Here is a 23,791-nt window from a genome sequence, read left to right as displayed (position 1 = left end):
GGCGTCTCGGAATGCTCATTTACAACTCGTAAACTCCGCTTCCTCGCCTGTTTGACCAGCCGGAGGCTTTTACTAACGTAGCGCCTTGCATGACTCTAGCTCGCGAGGCTCTAAACAGGCTCTGCGCCCCAAGACACCGTTTTCCCGGGCCGCTGCTGATCAATGATCGGCAGCGGCCTTTTTTGTGGCCGGGTTAGCCTTTTTGGCGAGGCAGTTGCCAGTGGGTTGCCGTCAGCCAGTCGGCAAACGCCGCCGGCGGTAGCGGTTTGCTGAGTAGATAGCCCTGGGCGATATCGCAACCGAGATGATCCAGGCGTTCGAGGATGGCCTCGGTTTCCACCCCTTCGGCGACGATCTTCAGGCCCATGTTATGGCCCAGTTCGATGGTCGAGCGGACGATGATGTCGTCATCGGGATTGCTCAGCAGGTCGAGGACAAAGGACTTGTCGATCTTCAGCTCATGTACCGGCAGGCGCTTGAGCTGGGCCATGCTCGAATAGCCGGTGCCGTAGTCGTCAATCGACAGCTGCACGCCCAGTTCGCAAAGCTGTTGCAGTTGGCCCATGGCCAGTTCCGGGTCGGCCATCACCGCGCTCTCGGTGATTTCCACGATCAGGCCCGATGGCGGCACAGCATGCTCGGTCAGTTGCGCGGCGATAAAGCCGGCAAAGCCGGGGTCGGCCAGATCCAGTGCCGAGATATTGATCGCGGTCTTCAGCTCCAGCCCTTGTTCCTGCCAGGCGCGGCTCTGCGCCACAGCGGTACGCACCACCCAGCGTGTCAGGGCGCAGACGTTGCCGGTCTGCTCGGCCAGGGGAATAAATTCGTCCGGCGGAATAAACCCATGCACCGGGTGAATCCAGCGCACCAGGCACTCCACGCCATACAGGCTGCGCGCGCGGATATTCAGTTTCGGTTGGAAGTACAGACTGAGCTGGCCACCTTCCACTGCGCCTTTTAATTCGCTCATTAGGGCCAGGCGCAGCAAGCTGTGACGATCCAACTCCGGGCGGTAGAGGGCGTAGGGTGAGCGCTGCTGTTTGCCCAGGTACATCGCCACCTCGGCATGTTGCAGCAGGCTGCCGGCGCTTTCACCGTGATCTGGATACAGGGCGATGCCCACCGTGGCGTTGAGGGTCATGCTGATGCCACGCACGGCGAACGGCTCATGCAAGGCCGTGCGGTAATGCTCGGCAGCGGGGATCAGCCAGCCGGGCTGGCAGGGGCTGATCAGCAGGGCAAACTCGTCACCGCCGAGGCGCGCCAGCTGCTCGCCTGGCCGTAGCAGCGCCTGCAGGCGGGCGGCGAGCTGGCAGAGCAAGTGGTCGCCGGCATCGTGGCCAAGGGTGTCGTTAAGGTCCTTGAAGTTGTCCAGGTCCATCAGCAGCACCGCTACCCCTTCGCCCGGCGGACAGTGCGCCAGGGCCTGTTGCAGCTCGGCGACAAAGCGGTTGCGGTTGGCCAGTTCGGTCAGTGGGTCGCGGTAAGCGAGAAAGCTGATGGTGGTTTCGCGCTCGGCAATGCCTTGCTGCATGGCGATGAACTCGCGGGCCAGCAGGCCGATTTCACCGCTGGACTGGGTGGCCGGCACCTGCATCGCCACTTGATAATCACCGCTGGCGATGCGCCGCACGTTGTCGACCATCTGGCTGAGCGGGCGGCTAACTGTATTGGCGATCCACAGCGCGCCGAGGCCAGCGAGCAGCAGAGCAATGGTGAAGATAATTGCCAGCTGCCATTGCAGTGGCTGGTAAGCGGCCAGCTCGGCGGACAGCGAGCGCATCAATAACACCTGCAGTTCGCTGCTGGTGCCGGTCAGTGGCGCACGCAGGGCTACCTGTTCCAGGCCCTGTAGTTCGAAGCGAAATACACCATCGGCATTCGGTAACAACTGGCCCGCCAGTTCGGCCCGTTGTAATGCCTGCAGGTTGCTGGCCAGCACCCGGTACTGGCCGGGGCTGCCGTCAAGCAGGGCGACATCCGCGCCGCTGAGGCGGGCCAGGTGCGCAGTGGCCTGATCGTCCAGTTCAAACGCCATCAGCAGCCAACCCATCAGGTTGGGCCGTGGGGCAAAGATTGGCGTGGCGTTGATATGTAGCACTCGCTCGCCAAATACCACCAGGCGCTCGGCGCTTTGCGGGTCGTTTTTATCCAGCAGATCAGCCCACGGCAGCGGCGCGCCGGGCAGCAGTTCGCCGCTGGTGCCGGCCAGAATCAAGCCCTCGGGCGCGCTGACCAGGGCAAAGCTGGCTTGGCTGCGCGAGGCGAAGGACTCCAGCGCGGCGGACAGTGATTGCGCCTCTTGCTGTGGGCTGGCGATCAAGTCAGCGATTTCACCGAGCAGGGTGAAGTCCTTGGCGATCAGATCGGCCATGGCGCTTTGCGCCTGACGGCGGCTCTGCAGCTCGTTGCTCAGCACCGCATGGGCAAAACTCAGCTGCCCGGCTACCTGGCTCAGGGTGTGCTGATAGGTGGAGCGATAGACCAGCGCCAGTAGCAGCACCATCACCGCCAGCAACAGCAGCAGAAAGAAGCCGAGAATCTTGCCGCGCAGGGTCATGGCACGTAGCCGCCTTTACCCTGTGGGCGCATGGCCGGTGCTTTCGGACGCGGGTCGCGCTTCAGTGCGCCGGTGAGTTGCCAGGTCAGTGCGCCGTCGCTGGGTACGGCACGGCTCATGGCTTCTTGCGGGTCGGCGATACGTGGGTGCCAGAGGTGCAGGGTTTGCCCGGTGGCAGCGTCGAACTGCAGGCTGGTCTTGCCCTGGCTGTCGGTCTGGGCGAACCAGGGGGTGTCGAGCACCAAGATAAAACCGAGCATCCAGTCATGGATATTACAGCCCAGGGTGACCAGGCCGGGCTGGTCGAAACGCATCTCCTGTGGCGCGGCCTTCTGCTGGTGCAGGCGCAGTTCAAAGCGCTTGGCCGGCGAGAAGGAATAGACGTGGTGGTTGATCGGGTCGGAGTTGGGGAAATTCACCGTGGTGCCCACCTGCACTGGCAGGATATAGGGGGTGAACTGGCGTTTCTGCTGGTCCATCAGCGCCGTAGTGGGCTGGCTCTGCGCCGGCCCAGGCTCGATCCAAAGCACCGCGTCGCTAAGCGGTTTGCCTTGGTTGTCGAGGAGCACGATCTCCAGAGAATTAGCCTGCGCCAGTGTACCCAGCAGCGCCAGTAGCAGCGCCAAAGCCGATTTGAGCATGATCGTTTCCCCAAAACTGCACGACAGTAGCCGGCAGTATAGGAAGGCTTGCCCCGTTGCGGGTGATCAGCGCTGGGCGATTTGCTGGATCTGTTCGATCAGCCAGTGCAGCGCCGGGTCGCGCTGGCGCTGGGCCAGGCTGACGATTTCCAGGTGAAACGGGCCGAGGGCGAACGGCAACTCGAACAGCTGCAGCGGCAGCAGGTTGGCGAAGTGGCGCGCCAGTTGGGTCGGCAGCACGGCGGCCAGCTCACTGTCGGCGACGATATGCGCGGCCTGCAGGTAGTTAGGTGTGGTGTAGAGAATCTCCCGGCACAGGCCCTGTTCGCCCAGCCATTGGTCAACCATGCCGCGGGTCTGACCACCGTGTACCCAGAGGTGGCGCAGCTGCAGAAAGGTCGGTAGATCCATGGGCCCGCTGACCAGAGGATGACCGCGGCGCAGCGCCAGTTGCAGGGTTTCGCTCATCCAGTGCTGGCGGGAGAAGCGCGCGGGGATGTCTTCGAAGCGGCCCAGCACCAGGTCCAGCTCGCCCTTGTCCAGCGCCTCGGCCGGCAGGCTGGGGCTCAAATGGCGGATGTCGATGCGCATGCCGGGTGCCAGCTGACTGAGCAGCTTGAGCAAGCGTGGCATGCAGATCAACTCGACATAATCGGTAACGGCGATGCTGAAATGCTGCCGGCTGCTGGCCGGATCGAACACTTCACCGGCACTGAGGCTCTGCTCGATCTGCTGCAGAGCGGCGCGGATCGGGGTTTCCAGCGCCTGCGCGCGTGGCGTGGGCTGCATGCTGCGGCCAACCCGCACTAGCAGCGGGTCGTCGAGCAATTCGCGCAGGCGACTCAGGGCGTTGCTGACGGCCGGCTGACTGAGCGACAGACGTTCGGCGGCGCGGGAAACATTCTGCTCGCGCATCAGTGCATCGAACACGCGCAGCAGGTTGAGGTCGAAGGTTGAGATATTCATTGGCTGAATACGACTTATCACAAGACTAAATTTCAAAAATAGTAGCGCCTTGCTTATGGTGGTGGGCGAATTTTTTGTATGCCGGAGTCCAGCCCTTGTAGGAGCGGCCCATGGCCGCGAATCGCGGGCATTGGACTAGGCGTCCCCCGCTCCTACAGAAATAGCGATCAGGCGACATGCCCATTCAATTTCCAGCCAGAGGGTCCTCGATGAGCAACTCCGTTTTCACCATTCAGCAGGCCGCTGTCATCGGCGCGGGCACCATGGGTCGCGGTATCGTCATGAGCCTGGCCAACGCCGGTATTCAGGTGCTGTGGCTGGACAACAACCCGCAAATGCTCGAGCAGGCCATGACGGTGGTGGCCGAGACTAACGCCCATAACCTCAAACTCGGGCGGATTACTGCCGAGCAGTCGGCTGCGCGCCTGGCCTGCGTCACCCCGGTGGGCGAGTACGCCGCGCTGGCGGACGCCGATCTGGTGATCGAGGCGGTGTACGAGAACCTCGAGCTCAAGCAGCAGATTTTTCGCACCCTGGACGCCATCCTGAAACCGGGGGCGATTCTTTCCAGCAACACCTCGGCGCTGGATATCGACGCGATTGCCGCCGTCACCAAGCGCCCAGAGCAGGTGCTGGGTCTGCACTTCTTCAGCCCGGCGCACATCATGAAGCTGCTGGAAATCGTCCGCGGTGCCAAGACTGCGCCGGCAGTGCTTGAGGCAGCCGTAGCGATGGGCCAGAAGATCGGCAAAATCAGCGTGGTGGCCGGGAACTGCGACGGCTTTATCGGTAACCGCATGCTGCACACCTATGTGCGTGAAGCGCGCATGTTGTTGCTGGAAGGTGCATACCCTCATCAGGTGGATGCTGCGCTGCAGGGCTTCGGCTTTGCCATGGGGCCCTTCCGTATGTACGACGTGGTCGGCATCGATCTGGAATGGCGCGCCCGCGAGCTGGCCGGCAAGGGTCAGAATGATCCGGCGGTGCAGGTCGACAATCGACTGTGCGAGCTGGGGCGTTTCGGTCAGAAGTCGCGCATGGGCTATTACCGCTACGCCGAGGGTAGCCGTCAGGCCGAGCATGATCCTGAGGTCGATGCCCTGGTGTTGCAGGTCTCCGAGCAGTTGGGCTTCGCGCGTCGTGACATCGACCCGACAGAAATTCTTGAGCGTTGCCTGTTGGCGCTGGTGAACGAAGGGGCAAAGATTCTTGAAGAAAACATCGCCAACAACAGCCATGACATCGATCTGGTCTACCTCAATGGCTACGGTTTCCCAGCCGATAGAGGCGGGCCGATGACCTGGGCCGATGGCCAGGGTGTGGCGGCCATCCATAACCGCTTGAAGGCGTTGCAGGTGGCGTTCGGCGAGCACTGGCTGCCAGCACGTCTGATTGAACAGTTGGCGGCCAGCGGTAAGCGCTTTGCTGACGTGCGGGCTTCCGACGTACCGGTATCCGATCTGCAGGAGGCCTGGGTATGAGCTACCAAGCCCCGCTGCGCGATATGCGTTTTGTCCTGCACGAACTGTTCGATATCAGCGGCCACTGCGAGTTGCTCGGTAATGGCCTCGATCGCGAGCTGATCGACGGCGTGCTGGAAGAGGGAGCGCGTTACGCCGCCGAGGTAATCGCGCCGCTCAACCGCAGCAGCGACGAGCAGGGTTGTCAGTTGCGCGATGGCCAGGTGAGCACGCCGGATGGATTTGCCGAGGCCTACCAGCAATACGTCGACAATGGCTGGGCGAGCATGACCGGGCCTAGCGAATACGGCGGCCAGGCGCTGCCGCAGATGCTGGCGTGCAACTTTCACGAGATGCTGATGGGCGCTTCGCTGTCGTTCCGGGTGTATTCCGGGCTGACCGAAGGCGCGGTGTTGGCGCTGTACAAACATGGCAGCGAAACGCTGAAAGACGCCTACCTGCACAAACTGGTCAGTGGCCAATGGACCGGCACCATGTGCCTCACCGAGCCCCAGGCCGGCACCGACCTGGCGCTGCTGCGCACCAAGGCAGAGCCGCAGGCAGATGGCAGCTTCAAGGTCAGTGGCAGCAAGATCTTTATCAGCGGCGGCGAGCAGGACCTCTCGGAAAACATCATCCATTTGGTGCTGGCGCGCCTGCCGGACGCTCCGGCCGGAGTGAAGGGCATCAGCCTGTTGCTGGTGCCGAAGTTTATCGCCGCGGCCGACGGTGCACCGGGCGAGCGTAACGCGCTGTCTTGTGGCGCCATTGAGCACAAGATGGGCATCAAGGGCGCGTCCACCTGCGTGATGAACTATGACGGCGCCACCGGCTGGCTGATTGGCGAAGCCAACCAGGGCCTGGCCTGCATGTTCACCATGATGAACGACGCACGCTTTCAGGTCGGTTTGCAGGGCTTGGGCATTGGCGAAGCAGCCTTCCAGGGCGCGCTGCGTTATGCCCGCGAGCGCCTGCAGTCGCGCGCCCTGACAGGGCCTGCCGAGCCGGGCAAGGCGGCCGATCCGATCATCGTGCACCCGGATGTGCGGCGTATGTTGCTGACGCAGAAGAGCCTGGTCGAAGGCAGCCGCATGCTCGGCGCCTACTGTGCACGTCAACTCGATCTGGAACACGGCCACCCGGATGCCGCCTCGCGCAAGGCCGCCGCCAAGCGTGCGGCGCTGCTGATCCCGATCGTCAAAGCCTTCTTTACCGATATGGGTCAGGAGGTCGCCAGCCATGCCGTGCAGGTGTATGGCGGTCACGGGTTTATCCGCGAGTGGGGGATCGAGCAACTGATGCGCGATAGCCGTATCACCCAGCTGTATGAAGGCACCAACGGTATCCAGGCGCTGGACTATATCCGCCGCAAGGTGCTCGGCGACGGCGGTGCCGAACTGTCGGCGTTGCAAGCCGAATTCAGCGAGCTGTGTGATACCCAGGTGGGCCGCCCGGTGCTGGCCGCGTTAGCTAAAAGCGTGCAGGCGCGTCTGGGCGAGTGGCGCGAACTAAGCAGCGAAGTGATTGCCGCCAGTCAGCGCGATGTGCAGGAGATCGGCGCGGTATCGGTGGATTTTCTCCAGTACTCGGCCTATGTGCTGCTGGCCGGTTTCTGGCTGCAGGCGGCGGCACGGGCGCAGGATGCGTTGGAGGCGGGCAGCGGCGAGGCGGCGTTCTACCAGGCCAAGCTGCAGTCGGCCGACTTCTACCTGCGCCGGGTGTTGCCACGGGCCAGCGCCCATCGCGAGTCCTTGCTGGGCGGTGCCGACTGCCTGATGGCCATGGATGAGGCGAGTTTCGCCTTCTGACTGAAGCGCGTAGCGTGGGTGGCACCCACGCTGCTCGCGAGCCATTTATTACAACAAGAGGATCACTCCATGCTGCCCTTTAGCTTTGCCACCACTGCGCAGATTCTTTGCGAGATTGGTGCGTCCCGGCGTCTGGCCGAGCTGTGCCGCGAGCGTGGCGCGCAACGGGTGCTGATCGTCACCGATCCAGGCATCAGCAAGCTTGGCCTGCTGGCGGACGTGCTGCCAGGTTTTGCTCGCACCGAGCTGACCGTCGAGGTATTCGATCAGGTGGTCGCCGACCCGCCCGAGGCCATTCTGCTGGCGGCGGTCGAGCAGGCCCGAGCACTCAAGGCGCAGCTGATCGTCGGATTTGGTGGCGGCAGTTCGATGGACGTGGCCAAGCTGGTAGCGCTGCTCGCGCATCCCGAATGCGGCCAGGAGCTGGCGCAGGTCTACGGCGTCGGCAATGCCCGGGGTCAGCGCCTGCCGCTGATTCTGGTGCCGACCACCGCCGGCACCGGTTCGGAAGTCACGCAGATCTCCATTATCACCACCGGTGAAACTACCAAGATGGGCGTGGTCTCACCGCTGTTGTTACCGGACTTGGCGTTGTTGGATGCTGAGCTAACCCTTGGCTTGCCGCCCGCGGTCACAGCCGCTACGGGTATCGATGCCATGGTGCATGCCATCGAGGCCTACACCAGCGCGCTGAAAAAGAACCCGCTGTCCGACCTGCTAGCCCGCGAAGCGTTGCGCCTGCTGGCGGCCAACCTGGATAAGGTGGTGCATGACGGATCTGACCGCGAAGCGCGGCAGGCCATGTTGCTCGGCTCCTGCCTGGCTGGTCAGGCGTTTGCCAACGCGCCGGTGGCGGCGGTGCATGCGCTGGCTTATCCACTGGGCGGACACTTCCATATTCCCCACGGCCTGAGTAACGCCTTGGTGCTGCCGCATGTGCTGGGCTTCAACGCCAATTCGGCTGCACCGCTGTATGCCGAGCTGGCGCCGCTGGTGCTGGGCGAGCAGCTGCGCGCCGGCAGCGTATTGCAGCAGACCGAGCAGTTTATTGGCGCTATGGCCGATTTCAGCGTGCGCAGCGCCCTGCCGACACGCCTGCGTGATGCCGGTGTACCGCAGGACATGCTGCCAACGCTGGCCCGCGATGCCATGCAGCAACAGCGCCTGCTGGTGAATAACCCGCGGGAAATGACCGAGGCCCATGCCCTGGCCATCTACCAGGTGGCTTATTAGGCTGCCTCGCTAACTTCAAGGACTTCCGATGAGCCAACCCCAGCACCTGCGCAGCGACTACCGGCATTTCCAGCCGATCACCACGCGCTGGCATGACAACGATGTCTACGGCCACGTCAACAACGTCACCTATTACAGCTTCTTTGACAGCGCGGTGAACAGCTACCTGATCGAGGTTGGCGGCCTGGATATCCATAACGGCGAGGTGGTGGGTTTTGTGGTCAGCTCCAGCTGCGACTACTTCGCCTCCATCGCCTTCCCCGAATGCATCGAGATCGGCCTGCGCGTCGGTAAGTTGGGCAATAGTTCGGTGCAGTACGAGCTGGCGGTGTTCAAGGCCGGGGAAGACGAAGCCTGCGCGGCCGGGCGTTTTGTGCATGTCTTCGTCGACCGCAATAGCGACCGCCCAGTGAGTATTCCCGAGAATCTGCGGGCGGCGCTGACGGTGCTGTTGTTAGAGCCGGCTGTGTAGCTGAGTTAAGGGTGGGTGCCATACGCAAAAAGCCGCTGTTAAGCGGCTTTTTTGCATCTGCATTCGGTACTTAGTGGTGTTTGTGCTTTTTATGCTTCTTGTGTTTCTTGCCGTGGTAATGGCCGCGCTCCCGCTCGCCGCCGCCAGCGTATTCATTGGCCAGCGCGCCACCGGCTGCGCCGCCCAGGCCGGCACCAATGGTCGAGCCGGTACTGCCGCCGACCTTGTTACCCAGTACTGAACCGCCCGCTGCACCCAGGCCACCGCCCAGTGCGGCTTCGGCCTTGTTGCCGTCGCGTGCGGTAATCACTCCGCCCGCCGCGCCCCCCAGGCCAGCGCCAATCGCTGCACCGGTGCTGCCACCAACCTGTTGACCAATCACATTGCCCAGGGCGCCGCCCACACCGCCACCGATGGCTACCTTGGCGGTATCGCCCGCGACGGCAAAGGGCGAGGCCAGGGCACTGAACAGCAACGCAGAAAATAATGTACGCATACGGCAGACCTTCTCGATTAAGTGGGCAGCGGACTTAAGTCTTTGGTTTTAAAAACAAAGTCCACGCATGCTGTTAGAGGGTGGTTTGCCGAAAAATTCCCTACCACTGGTCGCCGCTGTGATCGCCGCCACACAACCGGTGATTAAAGGATGCGTGTTTTGGCCTGATGGGCCTGCAGGTGAATCGCTACGTACTTCGACGTCGGGGTAAAGCTGCCCGCACCGAAACTCTGCAGCGGCACCAGGGGGTTGGCCTCCGGGTAGTAGGCGGCGGCCTGGCCGGCGGGAATATTGAAGGCCAGCAGGGTAAAGCCGGCGACCTTACGTTCGATGCTGTCATCCCAGATGGATTGGATATCGACCTTCTGCCCCGGCTGAAAGCCCAGGCGCAGGATATCCGCCTCGTTGACGAACAGCACCTGACGCTGGCCTTTGACGCCACGGTAGCGGTCATCCAGGCCATAGATCGTGGTGTTGTACTGGTCGTGGGAGCGCAGGGTTTGCAGAATCAGATCCGGCGTTTGCCCAGTGCTGCGCACTTGCGGCGGCAACAGGTCGGCAGGCAGTGCGTTGGCCTTGAATTTGGCTCGTTTGCTGGGGGTGAGCCAGCGTCGTTCGGCAACGGCGTTGCCCAGGTAAAAGCCACCGGGATGTTGTAGGCGCTGATTGAAATCGCTAAAGCCGGGAATGGTTTCGGCAATTAGCTCGCGGATGCGCCGGTAATCGGCAATCAACGCGTCCCAGTCCACCGGATGGTTGCCCAGTGTGGCTTTCGCGATACCGGCAATGATCGCCGGCTCCGAACGCATTTGCGGCGACAGCGGTTCGAGCTGGCCGTAGGAGGCGTGGATCATGCTGAATGAGTCTTCCACGGTCACCGCCTGCGGGCCGTCGGCCTGGTGGTCGATATCGGTGCGGCCCAGGCACGGCAGAATCAGCGCGTCGGCTCCGGTGGTTAGGTGGCTGCGGTTGAGTTTGGTGCTGATCTGCACGGTCAATGCGCAGCGGCTCAGCGCTTTATGGCTACGCGGGCTGTCCGGGGTGGCCTGGGCGAAGTTGCCGCCCAGACCGATAAACACCTTGGCGCGGCCATCGAGCATGGCGTTGATCGCCTCAACCGTGTTGTGGCCCCGGGCGCGCGGCACCTGGAAGTTAAAGCGCTGCTCCAACGCATCGAGAAAGGCCGCTGGCGGGCGCTCATTGATGCCCATGGTGCGATCGCCCTGCACGTTGCTGTGGCCGCGCACCGGGCACAGGCCGGCGCCGGAACGGCCGAGGTTACCGCGCAGCAGCTGCAGGTTAACGATTTCCTGAATGGTCGCCACCGAGTTGTGGTGCTGGGTGATGCCCATAGCCCAGCAGATGATCACTCGCTCGGCGCGGCGGTAGAGCAGGGCGGCATGTTGCAGCTCGTCCAGGCTCAGGCCGGATTGCTCGACCAGCGACTCCCAACTGCTGGCATCCAGCAGTGCCAGGTAGTCATCCACCCCGTCCGTATGCTCGGCGATAAAGGCGAGGTCGAATACGGCCGGCTCGCCTTTGGCCAGCGCCTCGCGATGCCATTGCAGTAGGAATTTGGCCATGCCACGCAGAGCGGCTAAATCACCACCCAGGGCCGGGCGGAAGAATGCGGTGTTCAACGGCTCCGAACCATTGGTGAGCATTTCCAGTGCATGCTGTGGGTGCTGGAAGCGCTCCAGGCCGCGCTCCTTCAATGGGTTAAAGCACACGACCTGGGCGCCGCGTTTTACCGCCTCGCGAAGCGGTTCGAGCATGCGCGGGTGGTTGGTGCCGGGGTTCTGCCCAAGCACGAAAATCGCATCGCTGTGCTCGAAGTCGGCGAAGGTCACGCTGCCCTTGCCGACGCCCACGCTCTGGCCGAGGGCGACGCCGCTGGCTTCGTGGCACATGTTCGAGCAATCGGGGAAGTTATTGCTGCCAAAGGCGCGGACAAACAGCTGATACAGGTAGGCCGCCTCGTTGCTGGCGCGGCCGGAGGTGTAAAACTCGGCCTGATTGGGGCTTTCCAGCTGTTTTAGGTGCTCGGCGATCAGGGCGAAGGCGGCGTCCCAGCTGATCGGCAGGTAGTGATCGCTGGCGGCGTTATAACGCATCGGTTCGGTCAGGCGGCCCTGGTATTCGAGCCAGTAATCGCTCTGCTCACGCAGTTGGCTGACGCTGTAGCGGGCGAAGAAGGCGGCATCCACGCGGCGTTTGGTGGCTTCCCAGTTGACCGCCTTGGCACCGTTTTCACAGAACTTGATGCGCCCGTCTTCCGGCGAATCACCCCAGGCGCAGCCGGGGCAGTCGAAGCCGCCATGCTGGTTGGTCTTGAGCAGGGCGCGGAGGTTCTTGAACGGCTGCTTACTGTCCAGCCAGAAGCGCGTCACGCTGCGCAGCGCACCCCAGCCGGCGGCCGGACCGCTGTAGGGTTGGTAGCGCGGATTGATCGGTTGCAGGCTCATGGCTGGGCGACTCCGGGGGCGGTCGGGCTGTAGACCCGTGGCGCGCTGTGCTGGGGCAAGTGAATCAGATTGAGGTTGTGCTGGCGCGCCCACTGCACGCTGAGAGTGGTCGGCGCGGACAGGCTGACCAGGGTGCCGAGACCGGCGCGCAGCGCCTTGTGAATCAGTTCCAGGCTGCAGCGGCTGGTGACCACGGCAAAGCCCTGGCGCGGGTCCTCACCTTCGCGGTGCAGGGCGCCGAGCAGCTTGTCGAGGGCGTTATGCCGGCCGATATCTTCGCGGCAGAGCTTGATGTCACCCTTTGCATCGACAAACAGCGCGGCATGCACTGCACCGCTATGGCGGGCCATCGTTTGTACGGCCTGAATGCGCTGGCGCAAACCCTGCAAATGAGCCGCGGCTGGCAGCGGACTGGGCGTGAGGCTTTGCAGTTGCGGCAGGGCCTGCTCCAGCGCTTCGACCCCGCACAGGCCACAGCCGCTGTTACCGGCCAGCGTGCGGCGCTGCTGCTTGAGCGCCCAGAATGCGCGGTTGCTGACCTGTACCTCGGCACTGATGGCGCTGTCGTGCTGCTGGAGGCGAATATCGTAGATCTCATCGAAGCGATCGATCAGTCCGGCACTCAGGCTGAAACCGTAGATAAAGTCTTCAAGGTCGCTGGGCGAAACCATCATCACGCTGTGGCTGATGCCGTTGTAACTGATCGCCAGTGCCGCTTCTGTGGCCAGCGCTGCCGCCCCATCCAGCTGTGCGTCCGCCAGTTCTACATAGCTGTATGTGGGCGCGGGCAGCAATGCCGGTGCGCTGTGTGGCGGGCTGGTGGGCGCGTGGCGTGGCATGGACGATGCTCCCGGCGACGAGGTGATAGCGCCAGCCTAGGCCGCTGTGCTGGGTGCGTCTAATCGCTGTTGCCGATCTAGTGATCGATGCTGTCTATCATGGCTTCAAGTCCGGGCCTTTCAGCCCGGCTAACAGCGTGTGCGCTTCGGCAAAGCAGGCTTCGGCCAGGGCCGAGCGCGGCGCGCTGCGGCGCATGATCAGGCCCAGCGGGGCGAGGGTGTGGGCATCCTCGATGGGCGTCAGCGCCAGGTGCTCGGTGAATTCCGCCAGGCCGCTGTTGAGCGGCATGATCGCGCAACACAGCCCGGCGCTGACCGCTTGCAGCAATTGATGCACGGCATCGGTTTCCAACCGCGGGTTGGGCGTCAGGCCGCGGGAGCGGAAGCTGTGGTCGATCGACTGGCGAAAATGCATGCCGGCGGAGAGCAGCCCCAACGGCAGGTCGATCAGGCTTTCCCAGCGCAGCGCCGGGCGGGTGAACTGGAAATGCCGGCGGTCATACAGCAGACCCATGCGCGTTTCCGCCAACTCCAGGCTGTCGAAATGCTCAGGGTTGAGGCGGTCGAGGTAGGACAGGCCGAGGTCGAGCTGATTGCGGCCCAGGCGCTCGAGAATCTCTTCGCTGCTCAAGGCAAACAGCTGAAAACGCAGCCCAGGGTGTTGCTCGGCAAAGAACTGCACCAGGCGCATGGGATCAAAGCCGGCCAGCGGCACTACGCCCAGGCGCAGGGTGCCGACCAGCTGGCCACGGCAGGCCGCCGCTTCTGCATACAGGCCGTCGTGGGCGGCCATCAGGCTGCGCGCCCAGGCCAGAATGCGCTCGCCCTCGGCACTGAAACCCTCGAAACGCTGGCCACGTCGAACCAGTTCAAGACCCAGTTCATCTTCCAGCTGACGCAGGCGCATCGACAGGGTCGGCTGGGTGATATGGCAGCGCGCAGCGGCCTGGCCGAAGTGGCGGGTTTCATCCAGGGCGATCAGAAACTTCAGCTGTTTGATATCCATGCTCAATCCTGCAGTGCCCCGGGGTGCGCCGATTCTAGCAGGGCGTGAAGCGCTTCCTGGCGCTGAATGCGGCCTATGACACGGCCTGCAGCGACAGCGCCGGGCCTGGCAACGTTGTCATGAATCAGGGTCTAGACTCCTGGCTCCGGGCGTCATCGCCTGGTCACTTTCCAAGGAGTTAAGAGGAAGCCTTTATGAGTCTGTTTGCCTTTGTTAAAGAAGCCGGGACGAAACTCTGGGAGTCACTGGTCGGCCAGGAGGCCCAGGCGGCCGAATCACTGACCGCGCATGTGGCCAAGGTGGGGTTGGGTAACCCGAATATTCAGGTCAGCGTCGAGGGTGAGAAAGTCATCGCTCGCGGTGAAGTGGCCAGCCAGGAAGAGAAGGAGAAAATTCTCCTGGCCTTGGGTAACGTCGCTGGGGTCGCTGAAGTGGAAGACCATATCAGCGTGACCACGCCGGCCCCTGCGGCGCGTTTTGTCACGGTGAAGAAGGGCGACACCCTGAGCGCGATTGCCAAGGCTGAGTACGGCAACGCCAATGACTACCCGAAAATCTTCGAAGCCAACAAACCGATGCTTAGCCATCCGGACAAGATCTATCCGGGCCAGGTGCTGCGTATTCCGTAGGGCGGATGTCGCTTTTTACATCCGCCAGAATGGCCTTCGGCTGCCACAGGTGGAAAACGCTTCGCGGTTTTCCACCCTACAGCCCCTGCAACAGCTCCCGATAATCCTCGACCGCGGCAAACTCCTCGGTGTCTTTCGGTCCCGCCTGGCTATCTGGCTGGCGCACGGCGAGCAGGTGGTCGACGCCAAAGTGCCCGGCGCTGCGCAGAATCGGCAGGCTGTCATCAATAAACAGGCTGCGCGCAGGCTCGAAGTTGATGTCTTGCTGCAGGGCGTGCCAGAACTGCTGGTCTTCCTTGGGGAAGCCATAGTCGTGGGAGCTGATCAGTCGGTCGAAATAGGGCGCCAGCTCGATACGCTCCAGCTTCAGCGACAGCGAATCGCGGTGCGCGTTGGTGATCAGCACCACCTGTTTGCCGGCTTGGCGCAGCGCCTGGATAAAGGTGTCAGCATCCGGGCGCAGGGCGATCAGGTGCGCCACTTCGCGCTTGAGGTCGCGAATCGACAGCCTTAGCTCACGGCTCCAGAAATCCGTGCAGTACCAGTTGAGGGTGCCGGCGTGCTCGCGAAACAGCGGCAGCAGCTCGGCCTCGGCCAGCGCGCGGCTGACGCCGTGGTGCTCGGCATAACGCTGCGGCAGGTGCTGCAACCAGAAGTGGTTGTCGAAGTGCAGGTCGAGCAAAGTGCCGTCCATATCCAGCAGGACGGTGTCGATGGCGTTCCAGGGCAAGGCGGGCATGCGCAGTTCTTCAGGCTGATGCGCAGAGAGTCGCGATTTGTGCCATCGGCGTCGTGATCGCGCAATCTCCTACGCAGATAATAGGAAAAGCCGCGTTATGATAACCCGCTATGTCCTGCCCAGGAGCCGCCCCATGCGTCAGAAACCCACCGTACTCGCTCGCGAAATCGTCGCCAGCAGCCGCCTGTTCCGTGTCGAGGAGCTGCAGCTGCGCTTCAGCAACGGCGTGGAACGCACCTATGAGCGACTGGTGGGCAAGGGCGCAGGCTATGGTGCGGTTATGGTGGTGGCGATGATCGATGACGAGCACGCTCTGCTGGTCGAGGAGTATTGCGGTGGCACCGATGACTACCAGCTGTCGCTACCCAAAGGGCTGATTGAACCGGGCGAGGACGTGCTGGACGCGGCCAACCGCGAGCTGAAAGAAGAAGCTGGTTTTGGCGCGCAGCACCTGGAGCTGCTGGCCGAGCTAAGCCTGTCGCCGGGTTATATGAGCCAGAAGATTCAGGTGGTGCTCGCTTCGGGTTTGTATGAAGAACGCCTGCCGGGCGATGAGCCGGAGCCGATGCGCGTCGACCAGACCAGCCTGCGCGAGCTGTCGAGCCTGATCCAGCATCCGCAATTTACCGAAGGCCGCGCCCTGGCCGCGCTGTATCTGGCCCGCGATGTGCTGACTCAGCGTGGGATTTTTAAACCATGAGCCAGGGCATGAGCCAAACCATGAGTCACCCTCTGATTCCTGCCGTGATTGAGCTGGTACGCCAGGCCGGCGCGGCAACGCTGCCGTATTGGCGCGCCGATGTGACGGTCAATGAAAAAGCCGACGCCTCGCCGGTGACCGCCGCTGATATGGCCGCGCACCATATTCTCAACGACGGCCTGCTGACCCTTGTCCCAGATATCCCGGTGCTTTCTGAAGAAGCGGCCGATATTGCGATAAGCGAACGTGGGCAGTGGAGCCGCTGGTGGCTGGTTGATCCGCTGGATGGCACCAAAGAATTTATCGCGGGCACTGAAGAGTTCACCGTCAATGTCGCGCTGATTGAGCAGGGTCGCGTGGTATTCGGCGTGGTCGGCATTCCGGCCACCGGTCAGTGCTATTACGGCGGCGCTGGCCTGGGTGCCTGGCGCGCCGATGCGGCGGGTGTCAGTGAGATGATCAGCGTGCGCCTGGCTCCGCAGGAGGCCTTTACCCTGGTGGCCAGCCGCCGTCATTCCAGCCCGGCGCAAGAGGCCTTGCTTGCTGGTTTGAGCGAGCGCTTTGGTGATCTGCAACTGGCCAGTGTCGGCAGTTCGCTGAAATTCTGCCAATTGGCCGAGGGCAATGCCGATTGCTACCCGCGCCTGGCGCCGACCTCGCAGTGGGATACGGCGGCGGCACAGGGGGTGCTGGAAGGGGCGGGCGGTGAGGTGCTGACGCTCAAGGGCGAGGCGCTTACTTATGAGGCGCGCGAGTCGTTGCTTAATCCGTATTTTCTGGCTTTGCCGGCGGCGGCCGCCTGGCGCGCCGAGCTGATTCAGCTGGCCCGCGCGCTGGATTAAGTCCAGACCGTAGGATGGGTTAGCCGCAGGCGTAACCCATCACTGACAGTCAGTCGAACATATCGCCGTAGCGTTCGTCCTTTTTGAACAGCAGCGGCTGGGCGAAGCCCGGCACCTTGATCTGCTCGCAGTTGATCTCGATCTGCTGGTCGTCGATCAGGTCGTTGCCGAAGTTATAGATAATCCCCAGATCACCCAGCAGCGCCTGCGCGTCGTAGGCTTGGGCCGCCTTGCGCGTGGCTTCGCGGCGTTGCAGGTAGGCGGCAAAGGCCGCCTCGCCGTGGCGCTTGCGCAGCATACGTTCGGCTACATGCGGGGCCAGCAGCAGGGCGCTGGCGTTGTTGCCGCCAAAACCCTTGGAGTTGATAAAGCACAGGTCCAGTTGCTCGGGGGTGCGGGAGCGATCCTGGGTGGCGAAGCTGAGGTGCTGCTGGTGCACGTCTTCGGCCACCGCATCGATGGTCTTGATCCCTGGGATGATGCCGTACTTGAAGCTGCCCAGGGCGGAGATCACCTGATCGCCACTGGCGGTGGCCAGCGAGTGGCCGACAAAGGCTTTTACCGCCGTTACTGGCCACTGCTCAATGGCAAAGGCGCTGGCGATGCGGTCGAGAATTTCCGACTCAGTCACCCGGTTGGCCGGGGTGCTGGAACCGTGGGCATGCACAAAGCTGCGCTCGCGCACTGCATCGATGCCCAGCAGTTGCACGGCGCTGGCCACGGCCTTGGCCACGGTCAGGTAGTTGCCGGGGCCGGGGGCGGAGATGGATTTCTTGAAGCCATCGGCGTTGATAAACACATCCGGCACCGCGCCGTGGATGTCCGCGCCCAGCTCCAGGGCCAGGGCGTCGTCCATCAGCACCACGAACTGGCAGGCTTCGGCCAGGGTAAAGCCGCAGTTTTCGCCAAATGGGCGACTGGCGCGGCGGAAATCGACGGCCTCCTTGCCTTCGATCTGGCGTAGGCCATCTTCGGTGGCCAGGGCGCCCATGGCGCCGTATCCCTCGATGCATTCCTGATTGATTGGCGCTTCGCTGCTGCCGATTATGACTACCCGCGCTTTGCCACTGGCAATCTGTTCGATGCCCTTCTGCAGGTTATAGAGGAAGGTGGCGCAGGCGCCGGTGATGGCGCCGGTGGTGCCAACGCTGCCCAGCACATAGGCGTTGATAAAGTCCGCCGACATGGTGTTGAGGCCCAGGGCCAGTTGCTTGGCGGTGACGCGTCCGCCTTTGAGGCGCGACTGCATCAGGCCGCCGAAGCCGTTTTCATCCAGCTGGCTCATGATGCAACTGGAGAACACCGCAACTTCGTCCGGCGCCACGTGCTGCATGATGGTCTGCCACTCGATGCCGGTGGCGCGCAGCGCGTCGGTGACGCCGGCGATGGTCATGGCCAGGCCGCGCGGGTGGAAGCGCGCGTTGTACAGCTCGCTCGGCTCGAAGCCGCTGGGCAGCTGCCCGGCGGATTTCACCGGCAGGGCGCGGTAGCTGTCGACCTTGAATTCGCAGTTGTCGTGCAGGGTCACCAACACTTCGCTGGCGTTCAGCTCATCCACCGTCCAATCGCTGGGCAGCGGCTCGGGCAGGTGCTTGCGCAGGGTGATAAAGCTCAGCGGCTGACCGGCGGTAGCGCTGATATCGATGGTCTTCTGCCAGTGCGCCGCGTCGACATCCAGGTGCTGTTTCTCGATGCGTCGCACCAGGGTCGAGGCGAGAATCTGCTCTGCGAAGCGGCTGTCGATCTCGGCCAGGCTCAGGCTGTTGCCTTCATTGTCCTGATAGCTACCGTCGAGCACCTTGACCAGTTTCATCATTACCGCCAGACCGGCCAGGGTCTGCTGACGTGCGGGGGTGTCCATGGATTCGATCACGGTACGGCGGAAACCATGGTGGAAGGAGCTGCGCCCGGCCGCGTTATAGCCACCAAAACCAACGATCACAGGTAAGCGTGAGGTCACTCGATAACTCCTTGAAAAGAGGGCGCCAGACAAGCCGAGATAAAGCTATGGAGGCTTGTCACACAGGCCGGAGCGCTCTGCGGCGGTTATTGCACCGCAGTTAAGCGCCCAGCATGGCTGTTCGGATGCCTATGCTGACGTGATTGCTGACTTGCAAGTCACGGTTTCGACCAAGGTAGCGCATCGCTAAAACCTTACGACTGTTATGGTTTCTGCGTACAACGGCCCAGCTGGAGAACAACAATGCACAGCGTCAATCCATACGAATACGGCATGCCCCGCGATGCGGCAAATTTTCAGGCGCTCAGCCCGCTGAGCTTTCTTGAGCGCGCTGCCAGCGTCTACCCGCAACGCCTGGCGCTGATCAATGGCAGCCTGCGCCAGACCTGGGGCGAAACCTACAGCCGCAGTATTCGTCTGGCTTCGGCCCTGGCCCTGCGCGGCATCGGTCTGGGCGACACGGTGGCGGTGATCGCGCCCAACGGCCCAGCGATGTTCGAAGCGCACTTTGGCGTGCCAATGTGCGGCGCGGTGCTGAATGCCATCAACACCCGCCTGGATGCCGAAGCTATCGCCTTTATCCTGCAGCACGGCGAGGCCAAGGTGCTGCTGGTGGACAAGGAGTTCGGCGAGCTGGCCCAGCGTGTGGTCGGTCACTTGCCGCAACCGCCGCTGGTGATCGGTATCGACGACCCGGAATATGCCGAAGGTCTGCTGATCGGTCAGCTGAATTACGAGGCGCTGCTGGCCGAAGGTGACGCCGACTACCCCTGGCAGTTGCCGGCCGATGAGTGGCAGGCGATCTCCCTCAATTACACCTCCGGCACCACCGGCAACCCCAAAGGCGTTGTCTATCACCATCGCGGCGCGCACCTGAATGCGCTGTCCAACGCCATGTGCTGGGACATGAGCCGTTTCCCGGTGTACCTGTGGACGCTGCCGATGTTCCACTGCAACGGCTGGTGCTTTCCCTGGGCGCTGGCTGCCTATGTCGGGGTCAACGTGTGCCTGCGTCATGTACGCGCCGAGGCCATCTATCCGGCGATTGCCGAGCATGGCGTCGATCATTTCTGCGGTGCGCCGATCGTGCTGAATATGCTGGCCAACGCCGATGAGGCGCTGAAAGCCCTGAAAACCCAGCCGGTAAAAGTGCTTACCGCTGGCGCCGCACCACCCGCCGCGGTGATCGAAGCCATGGAAGCTCTGGAATTTCGCGTGACCCACGTTTACGGCCTGACCGAAACCTATGGCCCCAGCGTGGCCTGCGAGTGGAAGAGTGAATGGGACAGTGAAAGCCCGGAGCAACGCGCCCGCCTGAAATCCCGCCAGGGCGTGCGTGCGCCGCTGCTCGACGGCCTGATGGTGGCCGATCCCGACACCCTGCAACCGGTGCCGAAAGACGGCCAGACCATCGGCGAAATCATGATGCGCGGCAACGTGGTGATGAAGGGCTACCTGAAAAACCCGTCGGCCACCGCCGAGGCCTTTGCCGGCGGCTGGTTCCACTCTGGCGATCTGGCGGTGTGGCATGCCGACGGTTATGTGGAGATCAAGGATCGCAGCAAGGACATCATTATTTCCGGTGGCGAGAACATCTCTTCCATCGAGGTGGAAGACGTTCTGTATCGCCATCCGCTGATTCTGGAAGCCGCTGTGGTGGCCATGGCCCACGCCAAATGGGGCGAAACGCCGTGCGCCTTCGTCACCCTCAAGCCGGGTGCGGAGCTGACCGCCGAGGAGGTGATCGCCTTCTGTCAGCAGCGTATGGCGCGCTTCAAGGTGCCTGGCTGCGTGGTGTTCACCAGCCTGCCGAAAACCAGCACCGGCAAGGTGCAGAAGTTTGTGTTGCGCGAGCAGGCCAAGCAATTGGCCGCGCGGCAGGCGGTGGCATGAAGGAGGATTGAAGGCACTTGTTACAGGTTTAAATGGATAACGAGTTGAGAACCTAAATGCCATTCACTAGTATTTGGCACCTTAACTCGTCTATACCAAGAGGCACTATCCATGCAGGTAAGCAAAGGCTTGTTCGCCGCACTCTCTCTCACCGCGTTGGCCAGCACTGCGCAGGCCGCCGATGAAGTGGTGGTTTATTCCTCGCGTATCGACGAGCTGATCAAGCCGGTGTTCGATGCCTACACCGCTAAAACCGGGGTTAAGGTCAAGTTCATCACCGACAAGGAAGCGCCGCTGATCGCGCGTCTGAAGGCCGAAGGTGCCAATACCCCGGCTGACCTGCTGATCACCGTCGACGCCGGCAACCTCTGGCAAGCCGAGCAGGAAGGCGTGCTGCAGCCGACCAAATCTGAGCTTATCAACGCCAATATCCCAGCCCAGTACCGCTCCAGCACCGACAGCTGGACTGGCCTGTCGCTGCGCGCGCGGACCATCTTCTACTCCACCGAGCGGGTTAAACCGAGCGAGCTGAGCACCTACGAAGCCCTGGCCGACAAGAACTGGGAAGGTCGTCTGTGCCTGCGTACCAGCAAGAAGGTTTATAACCAGTCGCTGACCGCCACCCTGATCGAAACCCATGGTGCGGCCAAGACTGAGGAAATCATCAAGGGCTGGGTCAACAACCTGGCTACCGACGTGTTCGCCGATGACACAGCGCTGTTGCAGGCCATCGACGCCGGTCAGTGCGACGTTGGCATTACCAACACCTACTACTACGGCCGTCTGCACCAGCAGCAGCCTGACCTGAAAGTGAAGCCGTACTGGCCGAACCAGAACGACCGTGGTGTGCACGTCAACCTGGCCGGTGCCGGTGTGACCAAGCATGCGCCAAACGCCGAAGCCGCCCGCAAGCTGCTGGAGTGGATGACCACCGAAGAAGCGCAGACCATCTTCGCCGGCGTCAACCAGGAGTTCCCGGCCAACCCGGCGGTCGCACCGTCCAAGGAAGTAGCTGCTTGGGGTACCTTCAAGGCTGACTCAATCGCCACCGAAGTAGCTGGTAAGCGCCAGGCTGAAGCCACCATGTTGATGGATCGCGCTGGCTGGAACTAAGAACTTAACGATTTGCTGCGCGTCGGCCCTGCGGCGTTAAAAACAGGCTCGGAATGCTCATGTACAAAAGTACACTCCGCTTCCTCGCCTGTTTTTGCCTTGCAGGACTCTAGCTCGCGAAATCGTAAACAGGTTCTACGGCCTACGCCGTTATACTCGACGCCCCGGCTAAGTCCGGGGCGTTGTGTTTTCCAGTTTTGAGGAATCTGCGTGGCCCATCCTGCCCAGCGCCGCTGGTACCCCATCGCCTTTGCCGTTGCCTTGCTGGTGCTGCTGCCGCTGAGCGTGCTGATGTTTAGCTGGCATGAGGTCGATCAGCAGATCTGGGCGCACCTGTGGCAAACCCAGTTGCCGCGTCTGCTTGGCAATACCTTGGTGTTGGTGTTCGGTGTGGGCGTGGGTGTGACGCTGCTCGGTGTCAGCCTGGCCTGGCTCACCAGCCTCTGCGAATTCCCCGGCCGGCGCTGGTTGGACTGGGCGTTGATGCTGCCGTTTGCCATTCCCGCTTATGTGCTGGCGTTTGTATTTGTCGGCCTGCTGGATTTCGCCGGCCCGCTGCAGACCCTGCTGCGTGAGTGGTTCGGCAGCGGTGTGCGTTTCCCCCGGGTGCGTTCCACCGGCGGGGTGATCATCGTGCTGGTGCTGGTGTTTTACCCCTACGTCTATCTGCTCGCGCGCAATGCCTTTCTGGCCCAGGGCAAGGGCTTGATGGAAGCCGCGCGGGTGCTTGGTCTGAGCCCGTGGCGAGCGTTCTGGCGCGTCGCCCTGCCGATGGCGCGCCCGGCGATTGGTGCCGGCCTGGCCTTGGCGATCATGGAAACCCTGGCGGATTTTGGCGCGGTGGCGGTGTTCAACTTCGACACCTTTACCACCGCCATCTACAAGACCTGGTACAGCTTTTACAGCTTGACCAGCGCCACCCAGCTGGCCAGCCTGCTGCTGCTGGCGGTGATGCTGGTGCTCTATGGCGAGCGCCGCGCCCGAGGTGCCGTACGCCCGGTAAATGAACGACCACGCGGCAAGGCGCTGTATCACCTAAAGGGCGGCCAGGCGCTGGCTGCCAGCGCCTGGTGTGGCCTGGTATTCGCCTGCGGCTTTGTTATCCCAGTGCTGCAGCTGATCGTCTGGTTCTGGCAGCGCGGCCGTTTCGATCTGGATGAGCGCTACAGCGCCCTGATCCTGCACACCTTGTATCTGGGCGCGATGGCGGCGCTGATCACCGTCAGCGTGGCCTTGCTGCTGGCGTTCTCTCGACGTTTGACCCCGACCCGTTTGATGCGCGGCACCGTCGGCGTAGCCAACCTCGGTTATGCCCTGCCGGGCTCGATGCTGGCGGTGGCGATCATGCTGGCGTTCAGTTACCTGGACCGCGAGCTGGTGATCCCTTTGTCCACTTGGCTCGGCGGCGCGGGCAAACCGGTGCTGCTCGGCAGTCTGTCGGCGTTGCTGCTGGCCTATATGATCCGCTTTATGGCGGTGGCCTACGGCCCGCTGGAAAATAGCCTGGCGCGCATTCGTCCGTCCTTGCCGGAAGCCTCGCGCAGCCTCGGTGTCGGCGGCGTTGGGCTGTTCTTCAAGGTCTATCTGCCCCTGCTGGTGCCGGGTGCGCTGTCGGCGGCGTTGCTGGTGTTTGTCGATGTGCTCAAGGAAATGCCTGCCACCCTGCTGATGCGCCCCTTCGGCTGGGACACGCTGTCGGTGCGGGTATTTGAAATGACCAGCGAAGGCGAGTGGGCGCGTGCCGCGCTGCCGGCTCTGACCCTGGTGTTGGTCGGGCTATTGCCGGTGATTCTGCTGATCCGCCGCTCGGCGCGGCGTCACGGTTAACCCAGCCCGCTTGGCGCGATTGCCGCGCTGGGATGACCGCCCTCAGTGTTGCGGCTACAATGCGCGCCATTCGCAGCGGCCGATCATTTTGATAGCCCGTGCCAGTGCCCGATTTTGTGGGCTCAGCCAGGTTGCCGCTGCA

The 23,791-nt window shown here is 62.6% G+C and carries 19 protein-coding genes; 10 read left to right on the top strand and 9 right to left on the bottom strand.

Annotated features, from left to right (window positions below):
* Positions 1-193: 193 nt before the first annotated feature.
* The 3 genes from AACY25_RS07810 to AACY25_RS07800 all read right to left on the bottom strand — a co-directional run bounded on the left by AACY25_RS07810 (position 194) and on the right by AACY25_RS07800 (position 4,167).
* Positions 194-2,560 carry a putative bifunctional diguanylate cyclase/phosphodiesterase gene (locus tag AACY25_RS07810; protein WP_339523575.1) on the bottom strand — a complete coding sequence of 789 codons (2,367 nt, stop codon included), beginning with the start codon at positions 2,558-2,560 and terminating at the stop codon, positions 194-196.
* Positions 2,557-3,201 carry a methylamine utilization protein gene (locus tag AACY25_RS07805; protein ID WP_339523574.1) on the bottom strand — a complete coding sequence of 215 codons (645 nt, stop codon included), beginning with the start codon at positions 3,199-3,201 and terminating at the stop codon, positions 2,557-2,559. The genes AACY25_RS07810 and AACY25_RS07805 overlap by 4 nt, the downstream gene beginning before the upstream one ends.
* Before the next feature lie 66 nt (positions 3,202-3,267).
* Positions 3,268-4,167, bottom strand: coding sequence for a LysR family transcriptional regulator (locus tag AACY25_RS07800; protein ID WP_339523573.1), 900 nt, complete (start codon positions 4,165-4,167; stop codon positions 3,268-3,270).
* Between the two features lie 209 nt (positions 4,168-4,376).
* On the opposite strand from AACY25_RS07800, the gene AACY25_RS07795 reads away from it, so the two are divergent.
* The 4 genes from AACY25_RS07795 (at position 4,377) to AACY25_RS07780 (ending at position 9,140) form a co-directional block, all read left to right on the top strand.
* A complete protein-coding gene (locus tag AACY25_RS07795) occupies positions 4,377-5,648 on the top strand; it encodes a 3-hydroxyacyl-CoA dehydrogenase (RefSeq protein WP_339523572.1) in 1,272 nt (423 codons plus the stop codon).
* On the top strand, positions 5,645-7,435 hold the full coding sequence (locus AACY25_RS07790; protein WP_339523571.1) for an acyl-CoA dehydrogenase C-terminal domain-containing protein: 1,791 nt from the start codon (positions 5,645-5,647) through the stop codon (positions 7,433-7,435). Before AACY25_RS07795 ends, AACY25_RS07790 begins: the two co-directional genes overlap by 4 nt.
* A 69-nt stretch (positions 7,436-7,504) precedes the next feature.
* Positions 7,505-8,668 carry an iron-containing alcohol dehydrogenase gene (locus tag AACY25_RS07785; protein ID WP_339523570.1) on the top strand — a complete coding sequence of 388 codons (1,164 nt, stop codon included), beginning with the start codon at positions 7,505-7,507 and terminating at the stop codon, positions 8,666-8,668.
* A gap of 28 nt (positions 8,669-8,696) precedes the next feature.
* Positions 8,697-9,140, top strand: coding sequence for an acyl-CoA thioesterase (locus tag AACY25_RS07780; RefSeq protein ID WP_339523569.1), 444 nt, complete (start codon positions 8,697-8,699; stop codon positions 9,138-9,140).
* Positions 9,141-9,210: 70 nt separating this feature from the next.
* Here AACY25_RS07780 and AACY25_RS07775 read toward each other — a convergent pair whose 3' ends face one another.
* The 4 genes from AACY25_RS07775 to AACY25_RS07760 form a co-directional block, all read right to left on the bottom strand.
* On the bottom strand, positions 9,211-9,636 hold the full coding sequence (locus AACY25_RS07775) for a glycine zipper domain-containing protein (RefSeq protein WP_339523568.1): 426 nt from the start codon (positions 9,634-9,636) through the stop codon (positions 9,211-9,213).
* A 143-nt stretch (positions 9,637-9,779) separates the two neighbouring features.
* Positions 9,780-12,101: an FdhF/YdeP family oxidoreductase gene (locus tag AACY25_RS07770; protein WP_339523567.1), complete on the bottom strand. Its 2,322-nt coding sequence runs from the start codon at positions 12,099-12,101 to the stop codon at positions 9,780-9,782.
* Positions 12,098-12,940, bottom strand: coding sequence for a formate dehydrogenase accessory sulfurtransferase FdhD (fdhD, locus tag AACY25_RS07765; protein ID WP_339523565.1), 843 nt, complete (start codon positions 12,938-12,940; stop codon positions 12,098-12,100). Before fdhD ends, AACY25_RS07770 begins: the two co-directional genes overlap by 4 nt.
* Positions 12,941-13,037: 97 nt before the next feature.
* On the bottom strand, positions 13,038-13,946 hold the full coding sequence (locus AACY25_RS07760) for a LysR family transcriptional regulator (RefSeq protein ID WP_339523563.1): 909 nt from the start codon (positions 13,944-13,946) through the stop codon (positions 13,038-13,040).
* A gap of 194 nt (positions 13,947-14,140) precedes the next feature.
* Here AACY25_RS07760 and lysM point away from each other — a divergent pair, with 194 nt between their 5' ends.
* Positions 14,141-14,575, top strand: a complete 435-nt coding sequence (lysM, locus tag AACY25_RS07755) for a peptidoglycan-binding protein LysM (RefSeq protein WP_339523562.1) — start codon at positions 14,141-14,143, stop codon at positions 14,573-14,575.
* Positions 14,576-14,651: 76 nt separating this feature from the next.
* Here lysM and yrfG read toward each other — a convergent pair whose 3' ends face one another.
* The gene (gene yrfG, locus AACY25_RS07750; RefSeq protein ID WP_339523560.1) at positions 14,652-15,314 is read right to left on the bottom strand and encodes a GMP/IMP nucleotidase; all 663 of its coding nucleotides are present in this window, start codon (positions 15,312-15,314) and stop codon (positions 14,652-14,654) included.
* A 133-nt stretch (positions 15,315-15,447) separates the two neighbouring features.
* Between yrfG and nudE the strand changes: the two genes are divergently transcribed.
* Both nudE and cysQ read left to right on the top strand, forming a co-directional pair.
* A complete protein-coding gene (gene nudE, locus AACY25_RS07745; protein WP_339523558.1) occupies positions 15,448-16,014 on the top strand; it encodes an ADP compounds hydrolase NudE in 567 nt (188 codons plus the stop codon).
* 20 nt (positions 16,015-16,034) lie between these two features.
* The gene (gene cysQ, locus AACY25_RS07740) at positions 16,035-16,856 is read left to right on the top strand and encodes a 3'(2'),5'-bisphosphate nucleotidase CysQ (RefSeq protein WP_339523556.1); all 822 of its coding nucleotides are present in this window, start codon (positions 16,035-16,037) and stop codon (positions 16,854-16,856) included.
* Between the two features lie 49 nt (positions 16,857-16,905).
* On the opposite strand, the gene AACY25_RS07735 is transcribed toward cysQ, so the two are convergent.
* Positions 16,906-18,816 (bottom strand): beta-ketoacyl synthase, encoded by a 1,911-nt coding sequence (locus AACY25_RS07735; protein WP_339523554.1) that lies wholly within the window; start codon positions 18,814-18,816, stop codon positions 16,906-16,908.
* A 243-nt stretch (positions 18,817-19,059) separates the two neighbouring features.
* On the opposite strand from AACY25_RS07735, the gene AACY25_RS07730 reads away from it, so the two are divergent.
* The 3 genes from AACY25_RS07730 (at position 19,060) to AACY25_RS07720 (ending at position 23,649) form a co-directional block, all read left to right on the top strand.
* Entirely contained in the window at positions 19,060-20,709 is a 1,650-nt protein-coding gene (locus AACY25_RS07730; RefSeq protein WP_339523552.1) for an acyl-CoA synthetase, read from the top strand.
* A gap of 111 nt (positions 20,710-20,820) precedes the next feature.
* Positions 20,821-21,822 carry an extracellular solute-binding protein gene (locus tag AACY25_RS07725; RefSeq protein WP_339523550.1) on the top strand — a complete coding sequence of 334 codons (1,002 nt, stop codon included), beginning with the start codon at positions 20,821-20,823 and terminating at the stop codon, positions 21,820-21,822.
* 210 nt (positions 21,823-22,032) lie between these two features.
* Complete coding sequence (locus tag AACY25_RS07720; protein ID WP_339523548.1) at positions 22,033-23,649, top strand: ABC transporter permease; 1,617 nt, start codon at positions 22,033-22,035, stop codon at positions 23,647-23,649.
* Positions 23,650-23,791: the final 142 nt, after the last annotated feature.

Source organism: Pseudomonas sp. EA_35y_Pfl2_R111 (genome assembly GCF_963970955.1).
Lineage (GTDB): Bacteria > Pseudomonadota > Gammaproteobacteria > Pseudomonadales > Pseudomonadaceae > Aquipseudomonas.
Note: the sequence above shows the minus strand (reverse complement) of the source record. Positions and strands in the feature narration are given on the sequence as shown.